A 21,152-nucleotide genomic window follows, 5' to 3' on the forward strand; every position below is an offset into this window, starting at 1 on the left:
CCTTCTCGCCTAGAAGTTGCGCAGGTCGGACACGAGCCACCGGCCGTCGACCCGCTGGACCGTGACCTCGGCGCGGCCCGCGGTGGTGCGCGGCGGCTCGCCGGTGCGGGCGGCCTCCTGCGTGAAGTAGAGCAGGGCGGTGACCCGGTCGGCGTCGGCGGACACCACGCCGGCCCGGGTGACGACGGTCCGTGTCCCCACCCCGCGGTCCAGGGCCGGTCGGACGACGGAGTCGAGCACCGAGTCGAACTGGCGTCCGAAGTCGCCGGTGACCAGGCCGCGGGCGCGTGCGACGTCGGCGTCCTTCGACGCCGGCTGGTAGCTGAGGACCTGCTCGACACCGGTGCGGGCCGCCGCCAGTCCGTCCACCCGGGCCTGTTCGGTCTGCTGCGCAGGCCGGACGACGGCGGCGTACAGCACCGCCGCGGCCACGAGCAGCAGCACGGAGACCACCGTCGTCGTCCACAGCAGCGTCCGGCGACGCCGGGACAGGCCGCGCCGGGCGGCGCCGAGCGCGGCGCGCAGGCGGGCACCGCGGCCGGGACGGGTCCCGGTGGTGTCCCCGCCCCCGCCGGCGTCCGCGGCGGGGGTCGTGGCGGGCCCGGGGTCGGTCACCGCGACCGCACCGGCGCGGTCCGTGCCGGTCTCGTCGTCGTGCGTCACGGGGCCACCTCCACGGTCGACACCTTCCACGCCCCGTCCTCGTGCCGCAGCCCGAGCAGCAGCCGGAAGTCGCGCGGGGCGCCGTTGGGGACCTCGGTGTTGCGGACCGTGGTGCTGGCGCTGACCAGCACGGTCGCCGTGTCGGCGTCGATGTGCTCGATGCCCACCGCGTCGATCCCTCCCTCGGCCTTGACCTTCCCCTGCGCCAGGATGGCCCCGAACACCTCCGAGAAGCGACCCAGCTCGGTCCGGAACGGGTCGGTCGCGACGGCGAGCATGTTGTCGACGTTGCCCTTCGCGTTGTCGGCGTCGATGCCGATGAAGTCCCGCACGACCTGCGACGCGACGGCGGTCGCCTCGTCCCGGTCGGCGACGGTGCCGGCGGTGCCCCGCCACGCCAACACCGACAGGACCGCCGCGGCGAGGGCGACGACCAGCAGCAGCGCGACGGCCGCCACGGCGAGCCGCCCGCGCCGTCGCGGGGCGTCCGCGGGAGCGGCCCCGTCCGGCTCCGCACCGACCGGGCCGGCGCCGGCGGGCGCGGTGTCCGTCGGGTCGGTGTCCGTCGGGTCGGCGTCCGTCGGGGCGGCGTCCGCCGTGTCGGCGTCCGTCGGGGCGGCGTCCGCCGTGTCGGGGTCGGTCGCCGTGTCGGTCACACCTGGTCCAGTCCGGCGATCAGCCATCGGCCGTCCACCTCCCGCATCGTGAGCGTCGCCTGGACGGTGTCCACGCGCTCGCCGGCGTTCGTCGTCGTGCTCTGGTTCAGGAACACCAGCACCTGGGCGTCCGAGCCGGACCAGCCGACCCAGCCGGCCCCGACGACCCGGGCGATCGTCCGCGCGCCGAGCCGTTCCGCGTTGGGCCGGACCTTCTCGTCGAACAGACGCCGGTAGTCGTCGTGGAAGTTCCCGGTCGTGGTGTCGTCGACGACGGTGGACGCCGCGTCGAGCTTGCGTCCGTCGTAGGACAGCAGGGTCTGGGCGCCGGCCGTGGCCGCGGCCAGGACGTCGTCGCGGGTGCGCTGGTCGTCCGACCGCGCGACGAGCAGCCACGCGCACACCCCGGCGGCGACGGCGAGCAGCGCGATCACCACGAGCAGTGCCACCACGAGGCCCCGTCGCGAGCGCGGCCGCGCCCCCGGGCCCGGGGTGTCCGCGGCGTCGGTGTCCGGCGCGCCCGCGGTGTCCGTGCCCGTCGTGTCCGCGCCGGTCACGGCACGAACTCCAGCCTCGACACCAGCCATCGTCCGTCCTCCTGCTCGACCGTCATCCGCATCCGGTACTGGCGGGGTTCGCCGTCGGGGACCTGCGCGTTGTGCACCGTGGAGTCGGCGGACACCAGCACGACCGCGCGGCCGGGTCCGCGTTCGGCGACGCCGGCCGCGGACACCTCACCGGTCGAGCTCACCTTCGCGTCGCGGATGGTCCCGGCGAAGGTCCCGGACCGGCTGCCCAGCTGCTCGTGGAACTCCCCCGTCGTCGCGTCCTCCAGCCGGCGCAGCGTCGCGTCCGCGGTGTCCGGGGCGATGGTGAGCAGGTCGGTCGCGGTCTGCCGGGCCGCGACCAGTGCCGGCTCGTCGTCGCCGGTCCCGCCGACGAGACGGACGGCCAGCACCGTGACCAGCGCGGCGAGCAGGAGCGCGACCACGCCCAGCCCGATCGGCAGGGCGAGCGACCGCGGCGGCAGCCGGAACCGGGGGCGGCTCATCCCTCCACCCCCAGCGGGTCGAGCACGATGGCCTGCCACCCGCGGTTCGACGACCGGACCCTGTTCCCGTCGACGATCGGGGTGTTGCTGCCGGGGGCGAGGAAGACGCCGTCCAGCGACGCGGCGTCGGAGGGGGTGTAGCCCTCCTCCCCCGGCGAGAACGGCTGGTTCTCCTCCGGGTTCGTGTTCCCGTCACCGGTGGTCGGCAGGTTCCCGGGTCGCAACGGGTTGTCCTCGACCCGGTCACTCTGGCGGCCCGCCACCTCGAGCTGGGTCGCGACCGCCGCCTCGCGCGCCGCGGCCGCCTCCTCCGGGCTCTGGAAGCGGAAGCCGCAGGACGCGGCGTCGGGGCCGCGGCCGTCGGGGATCGGGGAGCCCGGCGGGCAGAGGTAGGCCTTCCCGCCACGGGCCGCCTTGAGCGGGTCCGGGTCGGTGCAGCGCACGCCCACGCCCGGGCGGGCCGGGGAGACGTCGGTCGGCGGCCGCCGGTCGACGATGAACCCGTCCAGGCAGGGCGCCGGGTCGTTCACCTGCGTCTGCAGGTTGATCATGATCGTGCCCGGGACGGGCGAGCCGCTGACCGCGCCGATCGAGGCGTCGAAGGTCGACGGCAGCAGGGTCAGCGTCTGCTCCAGGTGCGGGACGTAGACGCGGGCGACCTCGCCGACCGAGGTCAGGTTGTTCAGCAGGTCCGGGAGCGGGTCCCCGATCTGCTTCACGAACCCGGCCACCTCGTCGAGCGCCGGCGGGAAGCGGTCGAGGGTGCCGCGCAGCGCGGGGTCGGCCTCGGTCAGCCGCCCGGTGAACGACGCCAGGTTCGCGACGTAGGTGCGGATGTCGCCGGAGGTCGCGTTCTGGGTGGCGAGGACCGGGTCGAGGTCGTCGATCAGCCGCACCGTCGGGTCGAGGTTGGCGGTCGCCTCCCGGGTCAGCAGGTCGAAGGAGTCGATCAGGCGGCCGAGGTCCTCGCCGCCACCGGCGAACGCCTCGCCGAGCTCACCGACCGTGGTGTTCAGCTTCTGCCCCGGCACCGACGCGGCGAGCGCGTTGGCCTGCGAGAGCAGCTCCCCCGTCGTCGTCGGGAGGGAGACCTGCTGCACCGGGACGACCGCGCCGTCGGTCAGGAACGGGCCGCCCGTCGTGCGCGGCTCGAAGTTGATGTACTGCTCGCCGACCGCGGAGATGCTGCGGACCTCGACCGCGGAGTCCACCGGGATCGGGTGGTCGTCGAGCACCTGGATGTCGGCCTCGACACCGTCGCGGGTCAGCCGCACCGCGTCGACCTGGCCGACGGTCACCCCGCGCAGGCTCACCACGCCGTTGACGTAGAGGCCCGCGCCGGCGGGGAGCTGGACGGTGACCGCGTTCCGCCCGATGCCCAGCATCCGCGGGACGTTGAGGTAGGTGACCGCGCCCCAGCCGACGGCGATCGCGGCGATCACCAGGAAGGCGACCAGCTTGCGTGCGGTCGTGCGGGAGATCCGCACCGACGAGGCCCTCATCGGCCACCTCCCAGGAGTCCGCCGAGGATGCCGTCGGACCCGGACCCGGACCCGTCCGGCGGGTCCGCGGGCCGGTCGGCGCCCGGCAGCGGCAGCACGCCGTCGAGCGGCTTCGTCAGGTCCTGGAACGGGGCCAGTGGCGCCGTCAGGGCCGGCGGCGCGCCCAGCGGCGGGACGGCCAGCACGCCGGGCCCGTCCGGGCCGGGCAGCTGGAAGCCGTCGAGCAGGTTGCGCCGCAGGACCTCCGGGGTGAGGTCCAGGGTCAGGAACAGGTTGCCGTAGTCGCCCTTGAACATTCCCGGGAACGCGGTCGACGCCGGGAACGGGAAGGTGAGCAGCAGCTCGATGCCCTGGGTGAGGTCGGTGCCCGCGTCGGCCAGCCGGGCGACGGCGGGCCGGATCTGCCGCAGGTTCGCCAGCAGGTCCTCCTTGGACCGGTCGGACAGCGTCCCGACCGCGGAGTCGAGCCGCTGCACCTGCTCCAGGGTGCGGACCAGGTTCTCCCGGTCCTCGTTGAGCACCTTCAGCGCCCCGGGGATCGTGTCGATGCCGCGGGCGAGGGTGGCGTTGTCGGCGTTCAGCGTGCCGCCGAGCCGGTTCACCGCGTCGAGGGCGCGGACGATGTCGTCGCGCTGGGCGTCGAGCCCGCCGACGAACTGCTCCAGGTTCCCCACGAGGGAGCGCAGGTCGTCCTGGCGACCGTCGAACACCCGGTTGAGCTCGGTGGTGATCGTGCGGACCTGCTGCAGCCCGCTGCCGTTGAGCACGACCGACAGCGCGCCGAGGAGCTCCTCGGTCTCGGGGTAGCGCCCCGACCGGTCGAGCCCGATCACGGCGCCGTCGGTGAGGCGGCCCTCGGGGGCGGCCCCGTCCGGCGGGGCCAGCTCGAGGTACTCGGCGCCGAGCAGGCTCTTCTGCGCGACCCGGGCGACGGCGTTGGCCGGCAGCACGGCGGCCTTGTCCAGGCTGACGGTGAGGACCGCCTTCCAGTCCTTCACCTCGGTGCGCACGACCGACCCGACGGGCACGTCGGCGACCATGACCTCCGCGTTCGGGACGAGGTTCGCGACCTGCTCCATCTCCACGGTGACCTGGTAGGCGTCCGGGCCCGTCCCGGCACGCAGCGGGAGGGGCAGCTCGCCCAGGCTGGAGAACCCGCAGGCACTCGTCGCGACGGCGACGGTGGCCAGGGCCGCCACCACCCGGGCGGTGCGCGCGGCTCGGCGCGTCATCAGTTGCCTCCCAGCGACGGGATGGACGGGAGCGCCGGGGCCGACGGGTCGCCGTACTGCAGCGGGTTGACCGCCACCGGCGGCGAGTCGACCCGGGCGAGGTCGAGCAGCGGGCCCAGGCCCGCCCGGCAGGCGTAGGCCGCGGCCGGGTCGGCCTCGCGGGACGGCGCGACGGCGGCCGCCGCGTCGCAGACGAACGCGGCCGGGCTGCGCAGGTTGGTCACGGCGACGTTCGCGGTGACCGCGCCGGTCTTCTCGTCGATGAAGTTGGCGAAGTTCGACACCAGGAACGGCGCCTTCTGCAGGAGGTCGCCCAGCGCCTGCCGGTTCTGCGACACGGTGCGGACGACGTCGTCGGCCTTGCGCAGGTCCTCGGTGAGCTGGTCGCGGTTGTCGGCGACGAAGCGCTGCACGACGGGCGCGGCCCGGTCGAGGCTCTCCAGCACCCTGGCCAGGGCGTCGCGGTTGTCGGCGAGGATCCCCGACACGTCCGCGAGCTGGCCCTGGAAGCGCTGGACCTGGGCGTCGGCGTCCTTGAGCGCGGTGACGAAGGTCTGCAGGTTCCGGACGGTGGCGAAGATGTCCTCGCGTCCGTTCGCCAGCGTCGACGCCGCGTCGGAGAGCTTCCGGATGGTGTCGCGGATCAGCGGGCCCTGGCCCTGCAGGTTCGCCGAGGTCGTGTCGAGGAGCCGGTTCAGCGCACCCTCGGTCTCGGCGGACTGCGGCGCGAGCGCCTTCGCCAGCCCGGCGACCTCGGTCTTGATCCGGTCGAACTCGACCGGGGCGACCGTGCGCTCGCGGGGGATCTCGGCGTCGTCGGCGAGCTGCGGGCCGCCGTCGTAGGGCGGTCCGAGCTGCACGTACCGGACGCCCACCAGGGTCGGGGAGATGATCGCCGCGGTCGCGTCGGCCGGGAGCGGGACGTCGGCGTCGTAGCTCATGACGACCTTCACCGCGTCCGGCCGCGGCTCCACCGACTCGATGGTGCCGACCTGCACGCCGAGGACGCGGACCTCGTCGTGCGGGTAGAGGTTCACGGTCTGGTCGAAGTACGCGGTGACGGTGCGGGTACCGGGGCTCACCAGGGCCCAGACGGCCGCACCGGCCGCGACGACGAGGACCACCACGAGCAGCAGCACGCGGTTGCGGGTCACGAGGGCCATCAGTTCCCGCCTCCCTGCGGGGTACCCGGCGCCGGGCCGACGGCCGGGGAGACCGGGGTCAGCTGGTCGAGCACCGAGGGCAGGTTCTGCTGGGCCAGGTTCGTGGGCACCAGGTTCGGCACGAGGGCGAAGAACCACGGTCCGCTGGAGATCGCCTCGCCGAGGCTGCCGGCGTAGGTGTCCAGGCCGGTGATCGCGGCGGCGAGGTTGCGGTCGTTGGCCCGCAGCAGGTCGAGGGTCTTCTCCAGCTCGTCGAGCATCGGGCGCAACTGCTGCTGGTTGTCGCGGGCGAGCCCCTCGACCTCCTGGACGGCGCCGGTGACGTTCAGCAGCAGCGACCGGATCACCTCGCGACGGGCCCGCAGCTCCTCGAGCAGCAGGTTCCCGTCCGAGACGAGCGTGGTGATGGAGCTGCTCCGCTCGGCGAGGACGCCGGAGACGCTCGCGGTGTGCGAGAGCAGCTCCTGCAGCTCCGCGTCCCGCGAGGAGATCGTCTGGGACAGCCTGCCCAGCCCCTCCAGCGCCGAGCGCAGCTCCGGCGGGGTGTCGGCGAAGGTGTCGGCGACGGTGTTCAGGGACTCCGCGACGCGGGGGACGTCGAGGTCCTCGGTCTTGCGGGTGAGGGTGTCCAGCAGCTCCTGGACGTCGTAGGGCGCGGACGTCCGGTCGAGCGGGATCTGCGCCCCGTCGTCCAGCCGTCCCGGCCCGGACGGGCGGACCTCGAGGAACTTCGCGCCGAGCACCGTCGCCGTCTTGATCGACGCGCCGGTGGACTCGCCGAGGGTGCTGCCGTCGAAGACGGTGAACCCCACGTCGACGGCCTTGCCGGCGAGCTCGACGGAGTCGACCTTGCCGACGACGACGCCGGCCAGCCGGACCTCGTCGCCGGTCTTGAGGCCCGCGGCCTCGGAGAACAGCGCGGAGTAGGTGCCGGAGGTGAGCTGGCGGTAGAGGTAGCCGGAGTTCAGCGCGGTGACGGTCGCGACCACCGCGATCACCAGCGCGACGGCCCCGATCCTGAGGAGGTTCATCTCCTCGAAGCGGCGGCGGGTCAGAACTGGCATCTCGCCTCCTGGCTCGCGATGGTGTCGGTCATGATCGGCGGGCCGACCCCGGGGTCGAGGCGGACCTGCACGCCGCAGAGGTAGAACTGGAAGCCCTGCTGGTAGATCCCGGCGCGGCCGAGCAGCTGGTAGTAGCCGGGCAGCTGCTGGAAGTAGACGTTGAGCCGGTCGGAGTCGTCGTTGACCAGCCGGGTCAGGCGGTCGAGCTCGTGCACGGTGCCGGCGACGGCGGGCCGGGCCTCGCGGACCAGGCTCTCGACGGTGCCGGCCAGGTGGTCGGCGCGCTCCAGCGACCGCCCGATCGAGCCGCGGTCGGCGGCGAGCCCGCTGACCAGCGTCTGCAGCTGGGTGACCAGCTCGTGCACGTTGTCCTTGCGCGCGTCGAGCGTGCCGAGCACACCGTTGAGGTTGGTGACGACCTCGCCGATGACGCGGTCGCGGTCGGCCAGGGTGCCGGTCAGCGTGCCGATCTGGCCGAGCAGCGTGCGGACGGAGCCGCCCTGCCCCTGCAGCACCGAGATCAGCGACTCGGCGAGCTGGTTGACCTGCGCCGGCTGGAGGCCCTCGAACAGCGGGGTGAAGCCGTTGTAGAGCTCGTCGAGGTCGATCGCGGGCCGGGTCCGGGACGCCGGGATCACGCCGCCGTCGGCCAGCTGCGGGGTCGGCTGTGCGCCCCGCAGCAGCTCCAGGTAGCGCTGCCCGAGCAGGTTCTTGTAGCGGACCGCGCCCTCCGACGCCTGCTCGACGGGGACGTCGGAGCGCAGCGAGAACTCGACCCGAGCGAGGTTGTCGGCGCCGACGTCGACGGACTCGACACGACCGACGGTCACGCCGGCCACCCGGACGTCGTCCTTGGCCTTCAGGCCGGAGGCGTCGACGAACTCGGCGGTGTAGCGGGCCGTCTCGCCGAACCGGACCGAGCCGTAGGCGACGACGACGAAGGCCGCGCACAGGGCCGCGACCACGGCGAAGACCACGACCCGGACGAGGTTGCCCCGGATGCCGCTCATCGGCCTCCTCCTTCCGCGGTCGGGCCGGCGGGGGCGGTGAGCGCACCGAGTGCGGCCGGGGCCCCGCCGAGGCGTTCCTGGATGGTCGGGCCGAGCTCGTCGCCGCCGATCAGGACCGCGATCGGGGTGTCCCGGACCTGCACCGGTGCGTCGCGGGTGTCCAGACGCGGGGAGCCGTCGGGGTAGAAGGCGTGCCGCGGGAACGTGCCCGGTGCGGGGATCCCGGTGCCGCAGTTGGGCTGGTCGATGCCGAGGGACGGCGCGTTCTCGGGGGTGTAGCCCTGCTCGCCCGGCTGGAACGTGGTGAGCGAGCGCAGGCCCGGCTGGGCGCCGCCGAAGGTCGGCAGCAGCAGCTTCTGCAGGTAGTTGAGGCTGTCGAAGGTGCAGGGGAAGGTCGGCGCGTAGCGGCCGAGCACCTCGGTGGTCGGGCGGAGCGTCTTCAGGGTCCGGTCGAGGCCGTCGGTGTTGGCCTCCAGCACCCCGGAGACGTCGGTCGCGAACATCGACAGCGACGCGAGCGTGGCGTCGATCCCCGCCTGCTTCTCGACGATGGTGCCGCCGGTGGTCGTGACGTTGCGGACCACGTCGAGCAGCTGCGGGCTGACGTCGGCGTAGGTGTCGAACACCGGGGCCGCGGCCTGCAGGTCGCGCTGCAGCGCGGGCAGCGACGGGTTGATCCGCTCCAGGTACCGGTTGAACGACACCAGCGTGGCGCCGAGCTTGTCGCCGCGGCCGTTGAGCGAGGTCGACAGGGCGCCCAGCGCCGTGTTGACCTTCGCCGGGTCGATCGTGGTGAGCAACCGGTTCAGGTTGTCGAAGACCAGGTTGGCCTCGGTCTGCACCGCGGCGGCCGGGACGACGGCGCCGGCGGCCAGGGTCGTCGTCGACGGCGAGGCCGGCGGGACGAGGTCGACGTACTTGGGGCCGAACACCGTCGGCGAGATGATCTGCGCGGTCACGTCGCCCGGGATGAGGTCCAGCTTGGACGAGTCGATCGCGAGGCTGACCACCGCGCCGCCGTTCCCGTCCGGCTCGACGGCCGAGACGCGCCCGACCCGCACGTCGCGCAGGGCGACGTCGGCGTCGGGCTGCATCAGCAGACCGGCCCGGTCGGTGCGGACGGTGGCGGGCACACCCGGGGTGAAGACGTCCAGGTAGGACGCCACCACGAGCGCGGCGCACAGCAGCAGCACCCCGATCGCGGCGAGGCCGCGGACCTCGTGCCGTGTCTCCGCCCCGCTCATCGGGACAGGTGGAGGGTCTCGGGGTCCGCGTAGAGCAGGACCGCGGTCACCAGCGCCGTCACCATGACCGCGATCAGCGACAGCCGGACCGCGCGCCCGACCGCGGCGCCCACCCCGGCGGGACCGCCGGAGGCGGTGAAGCCGTAGAAGGCGTGGATCGACATCACCACGAAGGCGATCAGGGTGACCTGCAGGACCGAGGTGAGCACGTCGGTCGGGACCAGGAAGGTGGAGAAGTAGTGGTTGTAGGTGCCGACCGACTGGCCGTAGCCGAGCACCACGATCAGCTGAGTGGTGGCGAAGCAGGCGATCAGCGCCAGTGCGTAGAGCGGGACGATCGCGATCGTGCCGGCCAGGATCCGGGTCGTGACCAGGTAGGGCACGGCGGGGACCGCCATGACCTCGATCGCGTCGATCTCCTCGCTGATCCGCTGGGCGCCGATCTCGGCGGTGAACGCGGCACCGATGGTGGAGACCAGCGCGACCCCGCCGATCAGCGGGGCGGCCAGCCGGATGTTGATGTAGCTGGCGAGGAAGCCGGTCAGGGCGTCGGTGCCGACGGCGTTCAGGGCCTCGTAGCCCTGGAGGCCGACGATCGCGCCGGCGCTCGCGGTCAGGATCGACACGACGACGACGCTGCCGCCGATCAGGACCAGCGCGCCGGTGCCGAAGCTGATGGCGGTGAGCTGGCGCAGCACCTCGCCGAGGTAGCGGCGGACCACGACCGGGATGCCGGCGTAGGCCTTCAGGTAGAACTCGACCTGCTCGCCGACGACGCGCAGGCCGGCCCGGGGGCGGTCCACGGCGCGCCGCAGGGCGGAGCCTTCGGATGTGTTCACGAGCGGGTCCTCAGATCCTTTCCAGCTTCAGCTGGATGTCGACCGCGGTCAGCAGGGCGTTGATGATGAAGAGCAGGACGAAGGAGATGACGACGGTCTCGGTGACGGCCTGGCCGACGCCCTTCGGGCCGCCCTCGGTCTTGAGCCCGCGGTAGGAGGCGACGAGACCGGCCAGGGTGCCGAACAGCAGCGCCTTGAACGAGCTGACCAGGAAGTCACCCTCGTCGGTGAGCAGCGTCAGCGTCGCGACGAACTGCCCGGCCGAGGCGCCCTGCAGCCCGACCGACACCACGTAGGCCACGATCTCGCCGACCACGGTGATCACCGCGTTGAGGCAGAGGGCGACCACCGCCGAGGCCAGCACGCGGGGCATCACGAGCCGGTGCAGCGGGTCGATGCCCATGACGTTCATGGCGTCGATCTCGTCGCGGATCTTGCGGGCGCCCAGGTCCGCCGCGATCGCGGTGGCGCCGGCGCCCGCGGTGACGAGCACCGCGGCGACGGGTCCGATCTGGCGGAGCACCGCGAGGCCGGTCACCGCGCCCGCCACGTCCAGCGCACCGATCTCGGCGAGCAGCTGGTTGATCAGCAGGATGACGACGCCGACGAACGGGATCGTCACCATGATCGCCGGCGCGAGGGAGACCGAGGCGATGAACCGCGTCTGGGACAGGAACTCGCCCAGCGGGAACGGCCGCTTGGTCACCGTGCGGGCGGTGTCCAGGACGAACGCGGTGAAGCTGCCGGTCGTCTGCACGATCCCCCGCAGCGACGGCGCCCGGGTGCCGCTCACCGGCGACCCCCCGTCGTCGCCCCGCGGGGAGTCCCCGTGGGGGCGGTACGCGTCCTCGTCATCGAGTGACCTCCGTCATCGGCCCGGCCTAGTCCTGACTTCTTAAACGAGGATTAGATTCGGGGGTTACGGCGGCCGCGGAGGTTTTTCCGTGCGGCCGCTTGTTCACCCGACGGTGTCGCGCGACGGGCCGCCGGTCCGGCGGAGCGGACCCGGACATCCCGGACCCCGCGCCGCACGAGGGCACGTTCCCGCAGCTCGGAGCCCCTGCCCGGAACGGAGGCCGGGACGGCGGCCCACGGCGACGGGCGGCACGGCGGGGCACCCGACCGGGGCCGCGCCGGCACCGGCGCCGGGCCCGCGCGGACGCGACACCCTCCCGCCACCTACCTAGTGATGATTCACCTACGAGCAGTCAGAGCAGGACGAGTAGACCGAGCGCGACGCCGAACACCAGCACCCAGGCGTCGAAGGCGCGGCGCAGCGCCACCGGTGCGTGCCGCAGCTCCATGAACTCCCGTCCGACGACCCAGGCCTTGCCGAACGCCACCGCCAGGACGAGGGCGAACACCGCACGGGCGCCGTCGCCGTCCGCCGGGTGGTGCGCCCCCGCCCACCAGGACAGCAGGGTCACCACGACCAGCCCGGCCCACACGAGTGCCGGTCGCACGGCGCTCATCGCGGGAAGCCCAGGTAGAGCAGGGCGAACAGCACGAGCCACAGCAGGTCGACCATGTGCCAGTAGGCCGCGGCGCCCTCGGTCGTGCGCACCCGGCCCGCGGTCCCCGCGCGCAGCCGCCACCACACGACGCCGAGCAGCACCAGCCCGACCGCCACGTGGAACAGGTGGATCCCGGTCAGCACGAACCAGTAGGTGAACAGCAGCGACGTGGTCGGGGTGTTCCCCGCGGCGACCTCGGCGGCGTACTCACCGGTCTTGAGGACGGCGAAGCCGGCACCACAGGCGACGGTGCCCGCCAGCAGGACACGGGCGACGCCGGCCCGCCCCTCCCGGACCGCGCGCACCGCGTAGGCGACGAGCAGCGAGCTCGTCAGCAGGACCAGCGTGTTGACGCCGCCGGTCGTCGTGCCCAGCGCGGCCGCGCCGTCGGCGAACCCGGCCGGGTCGGCGCGGCCCTGCACGACGAAGGCCACGAAGAACGCGCCGAACAACGTCATGTCACCGAGCAGGAACACCCAGAGCCCCGCCTCGCCGGGCACGTGGCCGTCCGCCCGGGGCGCCTCGGCGGGCGCCGTCGCCGGGGCGGCGGCCCGGGCCGGTGGGGCTCCGGCCGGGAGGAGGAAGTCGGGGAGGTCCGCGGTCACGACGCGGGCGCCGTCGCGACCGGGGTGGGTGTCACGACGCCGGTCGGGTCGGTGAGCACGGCCCGGCGGACGAGCAGGAACATCCCGGCCAGCCAGGCCCCGTAGACGACGGTGCCGAGCCAGAAGACGAAGACGCCGTTCCAGGCGAACGGGCCGCGGAGGAAGAAGAAGGCGAGCACGGCGGGGCAGAACAGGAACGCCGCCCAGAAGTTCGCGTACGCGCTCCACCGCGGGAAGACCTGCACCCCCGAGCGGTCACCGAGGACGGCGAGACCGATCGTGATGTTCTGCAGGGCGAACGGCGCGACCGGGGTGAGGAAGAGCAGCCAGGCCGTGTCGTGCAGCAGCTGCACCAGCTCCGGTGCGCGGTCGGCGCGCAGCCCGGCGACACCCAGCAGCAGCATCGGCACGAGCAGCAGCACGACCGTGACCGCGCCCAGGAGGAGCTGCAGGAACGACAGGATCGGCACCCGCCCCTCCATCCGCAGCATCTGCACCGAGATCGCCGCCAGCAGCGGCGCGGGCAGGCACATCCCGACCGAGGTCACGACCAGCCCGGCCCGGGTCGTCGGCGAGCCGTAGAAGGCCACAATCCCGGCGAGCCCGTCGGTGGGCCCGGGTGGCAGCGGGAGGATCCCTGCCAGCGCCCAGCCGCCCAGCGCGACGACCAGCGTCGCCGGGCCGGCCCAGGCGCACAGCAGCTGCACGCGTCGCACGTCGGTCATGGCGGTCACGCCTCCCCGCTCCGGACGGGCCCCGGCACCGTCGCCGACGATCGACCCTTTTGTTAACCTACATTAGAATAGTGACGCTCCGGTTCGCCGGATCGGGTGCCGGCGCCCCGGCCCGGCCGCGTCACCACCGGGCCCCGCCCGCCGACCGAGGAGACCCCATGCGCCGAGAGCTCTACACCGACGACCACGAGCAGTACCGCGCCACCGTGCGCGAGTTCCTGGCCCGCGAGGTCGAGCCGCACTACCTGGACTGGGAGCGCGCGCACGCCATCGACCCGGCGGTGTTCCGCACCGCCGCCGAGCAGGGCGTCTACGCGCTCTCCGTGCCGGAGGAGTTCGGCGGCGCGGGCGAGACCGACTACCGGTACCGGATGGTGGTGAACGAGGAGGTCGCGCGGGTCGGCGCGACCTCCTTCGGGATGACCCTGGGCCTGCAGGACGACCTGGTGCTCGCCTACCTGCTCGACCTCACCACCGACGAACAGAAGAAGCGCTGGCTGGTCCCGTTCGCCCGCGGCGAGATGCTCGGCGCACTGGCGATGACCGAGCCCGGCACCGGCAGCGACCTGCAGGGCATCCGCACCTCGGCCCGCCGCGACGGCGACGGCTGGGTGCTCGACGGCTCCAAGACCTTCATCTCCAGCGCCCTGTCGGCCGACTTCGTGATCGTCGCCGCGCGCACCGACCCGGAGGCGGGCTCGCGCGGGTTCAGCCTGTTCGTCGTCGAGCGGGACATGTACGGCTTCCGGCGCGGGCGCCGTCTGGAGAAGGTCGGCCTGCACGCCCAGGACACCGGCGAGCTGTTCTTCGACTCCGTCCGGCTGCCCGCCGAGAACCTGATCGGCACCGAGGGCCACGGCCTGATGCACCTCCTGAGCCACCTGCCGCAGGAGCGGCTCGGCCTGATCTCCTCCGCGGTGACCGCGGCGCGGGCGGTCTACGAGCACACCGCCCGCTACTGCTTCGAGCGCCAGGCGTTCGGGCAGGCCATCGGCGACTTCCAGAACTCGCGGTTCGTGCTGGCCGAGATGGAGACCGAGCTCGAGGTCGCCGAGTCGTGGACCGACCGCGCGGTGCTGGCGTTCAACCGGGGCGAGCTGACGCCGGTCGAGGCCGCGAAGGGCAAGTGGTACCTGACCGAGCTGCAGAAGCGGATCACCGACCGGTGCGTGCAGCTGCACGGCGGCTACGGCTTCATGCTCGAGTACCCGGTGGCCCGTGCCTTCGCCGACGGCCGCATCCAGACCATCTACGGCGGAACGACCGAGATCATGAAGGAGATCGTCGGGCGGGACATCGCCGCCCGCTACCGCGGCTGAGCGGGTCGCCGGCGGCCGGTCCTCCGGCCGTCGGCGACACCGGCCGGGTGCGCCGAACCCGGCCCGCGGGAACGGCTCGGACTATCCTTCCCCGGTGGCACGGAAGACGAACGCGGTCGCACCGGCCGAGCCGGACGGCACCGACAGCAGCGACAGCAAGTCGGCCCGCACCCGGGCCCGCCTGCTGGACGCCGCGGCACAGGTGCTGAGCCAGAAGGGCTTCGCGGGGACCCGGCTGTCGGACATCGCGCAGGTCGCGAAGATCCAGGCGCCGGCGATCTACTACTACTACCCCTCGCGTGAGGACCTCATCGAGGACGTCGTGGCGACCGGGGCGGCGTCGATGCGCGAGCACCTGACCGCGGTGCTCGGGGCGCTGCCCGACGGCACCCCGCCCGCCGACCGGCTCGCCGCCGCGGTCGAGGCCCAGCTCCGCCACGAGCTGCAGCTCTCGGACTACGCGCGGGCCGTCGTCCGCAACGCCAACCAGCTGCCCGAGCACCTGTCCGCGCGGGCCCGGGAGCAGATCGCCGAGTACCACGAGATCTGGCGCGGACTGATCGAGGACCTGCGCGCGGCCGGACAGCTCCGCCCGGACGTCGACCCGTCGATCGGCCGGATGCTGATCATGGGGTCGCTGAACTGGACCGTGGAGTGGTGGGACCCGGAGCGCGGCGAGATCGACCGGACCATCGCCGTCGCCCAGTCGATGATCCTCTACTCGCTGCGCCCCTGATCCCACCTCCCCGGTGGAGCGGGCCGCTCAGGCGGTCGCGTAGCGGGCGCGCAGCTCACCCTTGACGAGTTTGCCGGTCTCGGTGCGCGGCAGGTCGTCGACGAACCGGACGCTGCGCGGGGCCTTGTACCCGGCGATCCGCGACTTCACGAACGCGATGATCTCCTGCTCCAGCTCCGGGCCGGTCGCGACGCCGGCGCGCGGCTGGACGAACGCGGTGACCCGCTCCCCCATCTCCGGGTCCGGCAGCCCGATCACGGCGACGTCGTACACGGCCGGGTGCAGGGCGAGGGCGTTCTCGGTCTCCTGCGGGTAGATGTTCACCCCGCCCGAGATGATCATGAACGACTTGCGGTCGGTGAGGAACAGGAAGCCGTCCCCGTCGACGTAGCCGATGTCGCCGAGCGTCGTCCAGGTCTCGTGCTCGGGGTGCTGCGAGGCCTTCGTCTTCTCCGGGTCGTTGTGGTACTCGAAGGGCACGGTCTCGCGCTCGACGTAGACCGTGCCGATCTCGCCGGTGGGCAGCTCGCGGCCGTCCTCGTCGCAGATGTGCAGGACACCCAGCAGCGGCCTGCCGACGGTGCCCGGCTTGGTCAGCCAGGTCTTGCTGTCGGTCATGGTGAGGCCGTTGCCCTCGGTCCCGGCGTAGTACTCGACCAGGATCGGGCCCCACCAGTCGATCATCGCCTGCTTGACGTCGACCGGGCACGGCGCCGCCGCGTGCACGGCCACCCGCAGCGAGGAGACGTCGGCCGCGTCCCGCTGCTCCTGCGGCAGGTGCAGCATGCGCACGAACATCGTCGGCACGAACTGGGCGTGGGTGACGCGGTGCCGGGCGATGGCGTCCAGTGCGGCGGCCGCGTCGAAGCGGCGCAGCATCACCACGGTCCCGCCGTGCGCGTGCACGGCGCCGCACCAGCGCAGCGGCGCGGCGTGGTAGATCGGGGCCGGGGTGAGGTAGACGGCGTCCGGGCCGACGCCGAACGCCTGGCCGATCAGGCCGACCAGCGGGTCCCCGATCTCGGTGAAGGGCACCGGCGGCAGCGGCGGGCGCACGCCCTTCGGGCGCCCGGTCGTGCCCGACGAGTAGAGCATCGGGGCGCCGTGCGGCTGCTCGGCCGGTGCGACGTCCGACGCCGCGGCCAGCGCGTCCTCGTAGGAGCCGAAGCCGTCGACCGGGCCGTCGTAGGACAGGAGCAGCCCGGGCCGGACGCCGGTGGCCAGCACCGCCTTCGCGACGTCGGCCTTGCCCGCCGAGACGACGAGCGCGGCCGCCCCGGAGTCGGCGACGATGTAGCCCGCCTCCTCGGCGACGAGGTTGTGGTTGATCGCGGTGACGTAGAGCCCCGAGCGCATCGCGGCCCAGTAGACCTCGAAGACCCGCAGGTTGTTCTCGCTCAGCAGGGCGACGACGTCGCCGGGACGCAGGCCGGCCTCCCGCAGGACGTTCGCGAGCCTGACCGAGCGCTCCTCCAGCTCCGCGTAGGTCACCCGCTCGCCCGTCTCGGCGAGGATCGCGGCGATCTTGTCCGGGTTCTGTGCGGCATGGGCGCCGGGATGGGTCACGGATCCTCCACGTCGGTGTGGTCGCCGTCGACGACGACAGTTTCCAATTCGGATAAAATAGTGCGGACGGGCCGCACCGGCAACGGTCCGGCGGTGCCGGGTCTTCTAGAGTCGTCCCGGCCGGAGGGGGGTGGGACGTGGCCGCACCGCATGCAGCACCGCGGCGCCGGATGCAGGCCGACGCACGTCGTGCCCAGCTCGCGCGCACCGCGGCCGCACGCTTCCACCTGCTCGGGTACCACCAGGTGTCCCTCGGCGACGTCGCCGCCGACGTCGGGCTGACCGGCCCGGCCGTCTACCGGCACTTCCGCAACAAGGAGGCGCTCCTCGTCGCCGCCCTGGAGAGCGGTCTGGACGAGGTCACCGCCGCGCTGGACGAGCACCTCGACGGCCCGCTCGACGTGCTGGTCGAGGCCCTGGCCCGGGTGGCCACCGAGCGGGCGGACCTGTGGACGCTGCTCCAGCGCGAGAGCCGCTTCCTCGGCGACGACGCCCGCGACGCGGTCCTCGGCCGGCTCCGCAGCGGGCTCGAACGGCTGTCGCGGCGGCTGCGCCGGGCCCGGCCCGAGCTGACCGACCGGGCCGCCGGGGTGCTGGTGACCGGCGCGCTCGGGGCGATGGCGACGCCGTCGTCGACCGGGACCAGCCTCGACGACGACCAGGTCCGCACCGTGCTCGCCGCCGCGGCACTGGCCTGCCTGCTCTCCGACCCCCCGGACCCGGCGACGGCCGCCGCCGAGCCGCCCGGCGACGTGGTCGCCGACCCCGGGCCCGGGTCGCGCCGGGAGGAGATCGTCGCCCGCGCGGTGGAGCTGTTCCACGTGCACGGCTACGCCGGGGTCAGCCTCGACGACATCGGCGCCGCCGTCGGGATGGCGGGCCCGAGCCTGCTGCACCACTTCGCGACCAAGGCCGACATCCTCACCGCCGCCTTCGACCTGGCCTCGGAACGGCTGCACGCCGAGCAGCGCTCCCGGCGCCGGCACCCCGGCTCGGTCGACCTGGCCGGGATGCTCGACCGCTACGTGGGGTTCTGCCAGGCCAACCGGTCGCTGCTCGGGGTGTACGTGACCGAGTTCCACCACCTCACCGACGACGCCCGGCGCCGGACCGCGACGACGATCCGCACCGAGCTGCAGGACTGGACCCGGTCGCTGCTGGCCTACGCGCTCGACCTCGACGAGCCGACCGCCCGGCTGCGGGTGCGGGCCGCGCTGTCGGTGGCCCACGACCTGACCCGGCTCGCGTCGTCGTCGCACGACCGGCCGGCCACCCGGGCGGAGGTCACGGCGGTCGCGCTGGCCGTGCTCCGCACCGGCTGACCGGTCGTCGCTCAGCGGGGCGTGAACACGCACCGCTGCCGTCGGATCCCGTTGATGAACGTGCTGACCAGCCGGTCCGGCTCGCCGTCGGCGCGCAGGTCGGGCAGCCGGTCGTAGAGCTCGCGGACGATCCAGCGCAGCTGGGCCTTCGCCAGGTGCGAGCCGAGGCAGAAGTGCGGCCCGCCGCCGCCGAAGGCCACGTGCGGGTTCGGCGTGCGGGACAGGTCGAACTCCAGCGGCCGCTCGAACACCTGCTCGTCGCGGTTGCCCGAGCCGTAGAACAGCGTGACCCTGTCCCCGGGCTCGATCACCTGTCCGCCCAGCTCGAAGCGCTCCAGCGCGGTCCGCCGGAACGTCATCACCGGGCTCGCCCAGCGCACGAACTCCTCGACCGCCGTCCCGATCCGGGCGTCGTAGTCGGCGAACAGCCACTCCCGCTGCTCCGGGTGCTCGGTCAGGGCGCGGACCGTGTGCGTGGTGGTCTGCTTGGTGGTGTCGTTGCCGGCCACGCACAGCAGCACGAAGAACGACCGGATGTCGTCGTCGGTGAGGTGCTCGCCGTCGACCTCGGCGGCCACCAGCGCCGAGACGAGGTCGTCGCGGGGGCTCTCCCGCCGGGCGTCGATGACGTCCTGGCAGGCGCCGTGCAGCGTGACGATGCCGTTGAGCATCACCGTCGCCGCGTCGGAGCCCTCGGTGCCCTCGTCGTCGCCCCAGGCGACCATCGACTCGGCGGCCGCGGCCACCTCGTCGCGGCGGTCGGGCGGGATGCCGATCATCTCCGAGATCGTCCACATCGGCAGCCGCGCCGACACCGCGGAGACCAGCTCGACCTCGCCCCGGTCCCCGAGGTCCGCGACGATCTCGCGGGCCTGCCGGGCGATCTGCTCCTCGATCCGCTGCACCCGTCGCGGGGTGAACACCGACGCGACCAGCCTGCGGATCTTGCGGTGCCGGGGGTCGTCCATGGTGAGGATCGAGGTGGCCATCTCCAGGACCTCCTCGGGGAACTCCTCGACGAGCACCCCGCCGGTGGCCGAGGAGAAGACGTCGGCCCGGCGGCTCACCGTCGCGATGTCCGCCGCGCGCACGACCGCCCAGTAGCCGGGCGAGCCGTCGTCGCCGTCCATCATCGGGCTGTGCACCGGTCGCTGCCAGGAGACCGGCGCCTCGGCGCGCAGCCGGGCGAAGGTGTGCTCCCGCTCCTCGGGGGCCAGCCGCCAGAACTCCTCGGACGAGACGTCGAGCGGGTGGTGGGCGCGCCCGGTCGCGGGCGCGGCGGTGCCGCCCACCTCAGCCCACGACCAGGTCGGCGCGCCCGCGGTCGGTGAGCATCGCCGTGTAGCGGGGGTAGAGGCTCTTCGCGATCGGCGAGAGCTTCAGCAGCTGCGCCGCCGAGCCGCCGACGGTGATCTTCCCGCGGGCCATCGCCAGCGGCAGGCTGACCTTGCCCTGCCAGTACTGGTTGGCGGTGTCGGCGCTCATCGACAGCGTCGCGTCGGAGTCGACCGCGGCCGCCGGGCCGGTGGTGATCTCCTTCGTCGCGAAGTCGACACGGACCGTCGTCTCCGGGTCGGTGTAGTCCATCCGCAGGCTCATGCCGGTCGCGGCCAGCTTCGGTCCGATGGTCTCGTCGGCCATCGCCTCCTCGAAGATCCCACCCAGGAACTCGTGCACCTCGTCCGGCGACCGGAACCCACCCATGACGTCTCCTTCGACATCTCTGCGGCTGTGACCTAGCGGAAGTTAACATAGAGGCCTCTATGTCGGAAGGGTCCGCGCGCGGCTGCGATGCTGACCCGGCCCGACCCGCACCCGAGGAGCCGCCCGTGCCGCAGTACGTCGGCCGCGAGGACTACTACGCGGCAGCCGTCGAGATCCTGTCCGGATCCGGCTCCCGCGACCTGTCGATGACCGCCCTGCACCGCCGCCTCGGGGTGTCGAGCGGGTCGTTCTACAACTGGTTCCGCAACTGGCCGGACTTCGTCGCGCAGTTCCTGGAGCACTGGGCCGCGCGGACCGAGGAGATCGCCCGCGAGGCCGCGGCACCGCTCGCGCCGCTGGAGCGCCTGGAGCTCCTGCGCCAGCTCGCCCGGACGGTCCCGCACGACGCGGAGGCCGCGATCCGGGTATGGAGCACCGGTGACCCGGCCGTCGCGGCGGCACAGCGGGAGGTCGACCGCCGCCGCCGGGAGGTCGTCCGGGCCGCCGTCGTCGAGGCCGGGGCGGGCGCGGACGCCGACGAGCTGGCCGAACTGTGCCTGTCGATGATCGTCGGCGCCCAGCTGCTGCACCGCCCGGTCGACGTCGACGCGCTGGACCGGCTGCTCGCCCGGTTCGTCGAGCTGGTCCGCACTTCCGCCGGAAGTTAATCACCGCTAGGGTGGTGTCACGCGGCCCGCATCGGCGCGGGCCTCCGAGCCGACGAGGAGCCATCGTGCCGGCACCCCAGACCGAGGCCTTCCTGCGCGACTTCTCCCGCCGCTGGCTGGCGGCGTGGAACTCCCACGACACCGAGCGCGTGCTCGAGATCCTGCACCCCGGCATCCGCTGGGAGGACACCGTCTTCTGGCCGGAGGTGATCGACGGGCGTGACGGCATGCGCGCCTACGTCGACCGGATCTGGGAGGTCATGCCCGACGTCGCCTTCGACGAGGTCCAGACCTTCACCGCACCGGAGGACGGCCGGGCCCTGTGCCTGTTCCGCCAGTACGGCCACGGCCCGGCGAAGCTCGCCCCCGACGCCACCTTCAGCACCTACGGCTGCGACATCTTCCTGGAGTTCACCGACGGGCTGCTGTCGTCCTACCTCGCCCAGTACGAGATCACCGAGATGATGCGCCAGCTCGGCGCGCTCCCGCCCCGCGAGGACCGCGTCGGCGGCGCCTACCTGATGTCGCTGCTGGGCCGCAGCCCCGCGGCCACCCGCTGA

23 protein-coding genes are annotated in these 21,152 nt (G+C 73.2%); 5 read left to right on the top strand and 18 right to left on the bottom strand.

All coding sequences use genetic code 11. From position 1 onward, the window contains the following. Positions 1-9 precede the first annotated feature (9 nt). The 15 genes from KPL60_RS17885 to KPL60_RS17955 form a co-directional block, all read right to left on the bottom strand. A complete protein-coding gene (locus KPL60_RS17885; RefSeq protein WP_226350410.1) occupies positions 10-663 on the bottom strand; it encodes a hypothetical protein in 654 nt (217 codons plus the stop codon). Beyond that, positions 660-1,319 (bottom strand): hypothetical protein, encoded by a 660-nt coding sequence (locus KPL60_RS17890; protein ID WP_226366540.1) that lies wholly within the window; start codon positions 1,317-1,319, stop codon positions 660-662. The genes KPL60_RS17885 and KPL60_RS17890 overlap by 4 nt, the downstream gene beginning before the upstream one ends. Then, entirely contained in the window at positions 1,316-1,876 is a 561-nt protein-coding gene (locus KPL60_RS17895) for a hypothetical protein (protein WP_226366541.1), read from the bottom strand. The genes KPL60_RS17890 and KPL60_RS17895 overlap by 4 nt, the downstream gene beginning before the upstream one ends. Beyond that, complete coding sequence (locus KPL60_RS17900) at positions 1,873-2,370, bottom strand: hypothetical protein (protein WP_226350407.1); 498 nt, start codon at positions 2,368-2,370, stop codon at positions 1,873-1,875. Before KPL60_RS17900 ends, KPL60_RS17895 begins: the two co-directional genes overlap by 4 nt. Next, positions 2,367-3,872 (bottom strand): MCE family protein, encoded by a 1,506-nt coding sequence (locus tag KPL60_RS17905; protein WP_226350406.1) that lies wholly within the window; start codon positions 3,870-3,872, stop codon positions 2,367-2,369. Before KPL60_RS17905 ends, KPL60_RS17900 begins: the two co-directional genes overlap by 4 nt. Beyond that, the gene (locus tag KPL60_RS17910) at positions 3,869-5,104 is read right to left on the bottom strand and encodes an MCE family protein (RefSeq protein WP_226366542.1); all 1,236 of its coding nucleotides are present in this window, start codon (positions 5,102-5,104) and stop codon (positions 3,869-3,871) included. The genes KPL60_RS17905 and KPL60_RS17910 overlap by 4 nt, the downstream gene beginning before the upstream one ends. Then, on the bottom strand, positions 5,104-6,267 hold the full coding sequence (locus KPL60_RS17915; RefSeq protein ID WP_226366543.1) for an MCE family protein: 1,164 nt from the start codon (positions 6,265-6,267) through the stop codon (positions 5,104-5,106). Before KPL60_RS17915 ends, KPL60_RS17910 begins: the two co-directional genes overlap by 1 nt. Beyond that, a complete protein-coding gene (locus tag KPL60_RS17920; protein ID WP_178373040.1) occupies positions 6,267-7,331 on the bottom strand; it encodes an MCE family protein in 1,065 nt (354 codons plus the stop codon). The genes KPL60_RS17915 and KPL60_RS17920 overlap by 1 nt, the downstream gene beginning before the upstream one ends. Continuing rightward, entirely contained in the window at positions 7,319-8,341 is a 1,023-nt protein-coding gene (locus tag KPL60_RS17925) for an MCE family protein (protein WP_226366544.1), read from the bottom strand. Before KPL60_RS17925 ends, KPL60_RS17920 begins: the two co-directional genes overlap by 13 nt. Beyond that, positions 8,338-9,585, bottom strand: coding sequence for an MCE family protein (locus KPL60_RS17930; RefSeq protein ID WP_226366545.1), 1,248 nt, complete (start codon positions 9,583-9,585; stop codon positions 8,338-8,340). Before KPL60_RS17930 ends, KPL60_RS17925 begins: the two co-directional genes overlap by 4 nt. Then, the gene (locus KPL60_RS17935; RefSeq protein WP_178373043.1) at positions 9,582-10,424 is read right to left on the bottom strand and encodes an ABC transporter permease; all 843 of its coding nucleotides are present in this window, start codon (positions 10,422-10,424) and stop codon (positions 9,582-9,584) included. Before KPL60_RS17935 ends, KPL60_RS17930 begins: the two co-directional genes overlap by 4 nt. A gap of 10 nt (positions 10,425-10,434) precedes the next feature. Continuing rightward, the gene (locus KPL60_RS17940; RefSeq protein ID WP_202968228.1) at positions 10,435-11,217 is read right to left on the bottom strand and encodes an ABC transporter permease; all 783 of its coding nucleotides are present in this window, start codon (positions 11,215-11,217) and stop codon (positions 10,435-10,437) included. Positions 11,218-11,632: 415 nt separating this feature from the next. Further along, positions 11,633-11,896 carry a cytochrome C oxidase subunit IV family protein gene (locus tag KPL60_RS17945; protein WP_226350402.1) on the bottom strand — a complete coding sequence of 88 codons (264 nt, stop codon included), beginning with the start codon at positions 11,894-11,896 and terminating at the stop codon, positions 11,633-11,635. Beyond that, positions 11,893-12,543: a cytochrome c oxidase subunit 3 gene (locus tag KPL60_RS17950; protein ID WP_226366546.1), complete on the bottom strand. Its 651-nt coding sequence runs from the start codon at positions 12,541-12,543 to the stop codon at positions 11,893-11,895. Before KPL60_RS17950 ends, KPL60_RS17945 begins: the two co-directional genes overlap by 4 nt. Beyond that, positions 12,540-13,268 (bottom strand): hypothetical protein, encoded by a 729-nt coding sequence (locus KPL60_RS17955; RefSeq protein WP_226366547.1) that lies wholly within the window; start codon positions 13,266-13,268, stop codon positions 12,540-12,542. The genes KPL60_RS17950 and KPL60_RS17955 overlap by 4 nt, the downstream gene beginning before the upstream one ends. 167 nt (positions 13,269-13,435) lie before the next feature. Here KPL60_RS17955 and KPL60_RS17960 point away from each other — a divergent pair, with 167 nt between their 5' ends. Then, positions 13,436-14,596 carry an acyl-CoA dehydrogenase family protein gene (locus KPL60_RS17960; protein WP_226366548.1) on the top strand — a complete coding sequence of 387 codons (1,161 nt, stop codon included), beginning with the start codon at positions 13,436-13,438 and terminating at the stop codon, positions 14,594-14,596. A gap of 94 nt (positions 14,597-14,690) precedes the next feature. Beyond that, on the top strand, positions 14,691-15,332 hold the full coding sequence (locus tag KPL60_RS17965) for a TetR/AcrR family transcriptional regulator (protein ID WP_226366549.1): 642 nt from the start codon (positions 14,691-14,693) through the stop codon (positions 15,330-15,332). 27 nt (positions 15,333-15,359) lie between these two features. On the opposite strand, the gene KPL60_RS17970 is transcribed toward KPL60_RS17965, so the two are convergent. Further along, a complete protein-coding gene (locus KPL60_RS17970) occupies positions 15,360-16,898 on the bottom strand; it encodes an acyl-CoA synthetase (protein ID WP_226366550.1) in 1,539 nt (512 codons plus the stop codon). Between the two features lie 137 nt (positions 16,899-17,035). Here KPL60_RS17970 and KPL60_RS17975 point away from each other — a divergent pair, with 137 nt between their 5' ends. Then, complete coding sequence (locus tag KPL60_RS17975; RefSeq protein WP_226366551.1) at positions 17,036-18,220, top strand: TetR/AcrR family transcriptional regulator; 1,185 nt, start codon at positions 17,036-17,038, stop codon at positions 18,218-18,220. 11 nt (positions 18,221-18,231) lie between these two features. On the opposite strand, the gene KPL60_RS17980 is transcribed toward KPL60_RS17975, so the two are convergent. Together KPL60_RS17980 and KPL60_RS17985 are read right to left on the bottom strand one after the other, a co-directional pair. Beyond that, positions 18,232-19,512, bottom strand: a complete 1,281-nt coding sequence (locus tag KPL60_RS17980; RefSeq protein ID WP_226366552.1) for a cytochrome P450 — start codon at positions 19,510-19,512, stop codon at positions 18,232-18,234. Position 19,513: 1 nt separating this feature from the next. Further along, complete coding sequence (locus KPL60_RS17985) at positions 19,514-19,924, bottom strand: SCP2 sterol-binding domain-containing protein (protein ID WP_226350394.1); 411 nt, start codon at positions 19,922-19,924, stop codon at positions 19,514-19,516. Positions 19,925-20,049: 125 nt separating this feature from the next. Here KPL60_RS17985 and KPL60_RS17990 point away from each other — a divergent pair, with 125 nt between their 5' ends. Together KPL60_RS17990 and KPL60_RS17995 are read left to right on the top strand one after the other, a co-directional pair. After that, positions 20,050-20,592, top strand: a complete 543-nt coding sequence (locus KPL60_RS17990; protein WP_226366553.1) for a TetR/AcrR family transcriptional regulator — start codon at positions 20,050-20,052, stop codon at positions 20,590-20,592. Positions 20,593-20,657: 65 nt separating this feature from the next. Next, entirely contained in the window at positions 20,658-21,152 is a 495-nt protein-coding gene (locus KPL60_RS17995; protein ID WP_226350392.1) for a nuclear transport factor 2 family protein, read from the top strand.

The organism is Pseudonocardia sp. ICBG162, from assembly GCF_020496225.1.
In the GTDB taxonomy this organism is placed as follows: Bacteria; Actinomycetota; Actinomycetes; order Mycobacteriales; family Pseudonocardiaceae; genus Pseudonocardia; species Pseudonocardia alni.

Coding starts and splice junctions, on each gene's coding strand:
- KPL60_RS17900 (WP_226350407.1), bottom strand. CDS start 2,370: ATGAGCCGCCCCCGGTTCCGGCTGCCGCCGCGGTCGCTCGCCCTGCCG.
- KPL60_RS17905 (WP_226350406.1), bottom strand. CDS start 3,872: ATGAGGGCCTCGTCGGTGCGGATCTCCCGCACGACCGCACGCAAGCTG.
- KPL60_RS17910 (WP_226366542.1), bottom strand. CDS start 5,104: ATGACGCGCCGAGCCGCGCGCACCGCCCGGGTGGTGGCGGCCCTGGCC.
- KPL60_RS17915 (WP_226366543.1), bottom strand. CDS start 6,267: ATGGCCCTCGTGACCCGCAACCGCGTGCTGCTGCTCGTGGTGGTCCTC.
- KPL60_RS17920 (WP_178373040.1), bottom strand. CDS start 7,331: ATGCCAGTTCTGACCCGCCGCCGCTTCGAGGAGATGAACCTCCTCAGG.
- KPL60_RS17925 (WP_226366544.1), bottom strand. CDS start 8,341: ATGAGCGGCATCCGGGGCAACCTCGTCCGGGTCGTGGTCTTCGCCGTG.
- KPL60_RS17930 (WP_226366545.1), bottom strand. CDS start 9,585: ATGAGCGGGGCGGAGACACGGCACGAGGTCCGCGGCCTCGCCGCGATC.
- KPL60_RS17945 (WP_226350402.1), bottom strand. CDS start 11,896: ATGAGCGCCGTGCGACCGGCACTCGTGTGGGCCGGGCTGGTCGTGGTG.
- KPL60_RS17955 (WP_226366547.1), bottom strand. CDS start 13,268: ATGACCGACGTGCGACGCGTGCAGCTGCTGTGCGCCTGGGCCGGCCCG.
- KPL60_RS17960 (WP_226366548.1), top strand. CDS start 13,436: ATGCGCCGAGAGCTCTACACCGACGACCACGAGCAGTACCGCGCCACC.
- KPL60_RS17985 (WP_226350394.1), bottom strand. CDS start 19,924: ATGGGTGGGTTCCGGTCGCCGGACGAGGTGCACGAGTTCCTGGGTGGG.